This is a genomic window from Variovorax sp. OV329 (genome assembly GCF_900114785.1).
GTDB lineage: Bacteria > Pseudomonadota > Gammaproteobacteria > Burkholderiales > Burkholderiaceae_C > Variovorax.
In genome coordinates this window covers 1-1,436 of record NZ_FOUG01000054.1, presented here as the reverse complement: position 1 = coordinate 1,436, position 1,436 = coordinate 1, and the positions used below count along the sequence as shown (strand labels likewise).

General features: G+C 65.0%; 1 protein-coding gene. It reads left to right on the top strand.

What is annotated here, in order from left to right:
* The first annotated feature begins 178 nt into the window (after positions 1-178).
* Entirely contained in the window at positions 179-1,378 is a 1,200-nt protein-coding gene (locus BM345_RS29515) for an IS256 family transposase (RefSeq protein WP_093387409.1), read from the top strand.
* The last annotated feature ends 58 nt before the right edge of the window (positions 1,379-1,436 follow it).

The window sequence follows — 1,436 nt, the reverse complement described above, 5'->3', positions numbered from 1 at the left end:
GTTGATGTCCCGGCAAGTGGTGTAAGTCTTCTTTCACTCGCTGCGCGGCAAGGCGCGTAGGGCGTAGCCCGAAGCGGCTTGCCGCGCAGCGACCGCTCCCTTCGGGGGGTGGTCATCGTGAAGTCCGGATAAGGTTTGAGGTGCGACCCACCAAGCCCTGTCCATAAAGGAAATCACAATGACCACCGCAACTATCGCACTTGCCGAGCTCGCCGAAAAGGGAGCCGATGTCGACGTCCTGCGCCAGATGGTGCAGTTCATGGCCCAGCGCCTCATGGAGCTGGACGTCGAAGGGCGCTGCGGCGCGGCCTACGACGAGAAGAACCCGGCCGAGCGCCTGAATAGCCGTAACGGCTACCGCGAGCGCACCTGGGACACCCGGGCCGGCAGCGTCGAGCTGAAGATCCCCAAGCTGCGCCAGGGCAGCTACTTCCCCGAGTTCCTGGAGCCCAGGCGTACGGCCGAGAAGGCGCTCACCGCGGTCATCCAGGAGGCCTACGTGCAGGGCATCTCGACCCGCTCGGTGGACGACCTAGTGAAGTCGCTCGGCATGAGCGGCGTCTCCAAGAGCCAGGTCAGCCGGCTGTGCGGCGAACTCGACGAGCGCGTCAACGCCTTCCTTGGACGGCAGATCGAGGGCGACTGGCCCTACCTGTGGGTCGATGCCACCTACGTGAAGACGCGCGAAGCCGGGCGCATCGTGAGCGTAGCGGTGATAGTGGCGGTCGGCGTGAACACCGACGGTCAGCGTGAAGTGCTGGGTTTGAAGGTCGGGGCCTCGGAAGCCGAGCCCTTCTGGACCGAGTTCCTGCGCAGCCTGAACCGTCGAGGTCTCCGCGGCGTGAAGCTCGTGATCAGCGACAGCCACGAAGGCATCAAGGCCGCCGCGGCGAAGGTCCTGAAGGCCACTTGGCAGCGCTGCCGCGTGCACTTCATGCGCAACGCCCTGGCGCATGCCGGCAAGACCCAGCGGCGCATGGTCTCTGCGGCCATCGGCACGGTGTTCGTGCAGGACTCGGCTGATGCAGCGCGGGCGCAATGGCGCTCGGTCGCCGACCAGCTCCGAGACAAGTTCCCCAAGCTCGGCACCTTGATGGACGACGCCGAGAACGACGTCCTGGCCTTCATGACCTTCCCTCGGGCGCACTGGACGCAGATCTACAGCACCAACCCGCTGGAGCGGCTGAATGCCGAGATCAAGCGACGCACGAACGTGGTGGGCATCTTCCCCAACGACGCCTCGATCACGAGGCTCGTCGGCGCCATGATGATGGAGCAGAACGACGAGTGGTCCCTCAACCGGCGCTACATGCAGTTGGAAGGCTTGCAGACCCTGAGCGATACTGCGCCCACTCGGCTGTCTGCAGTGGCACGTTGAGTACCGTGCATCTCAGCCTTCTCCGGGCTGGACCTACACCACGGAATGGGACACGACC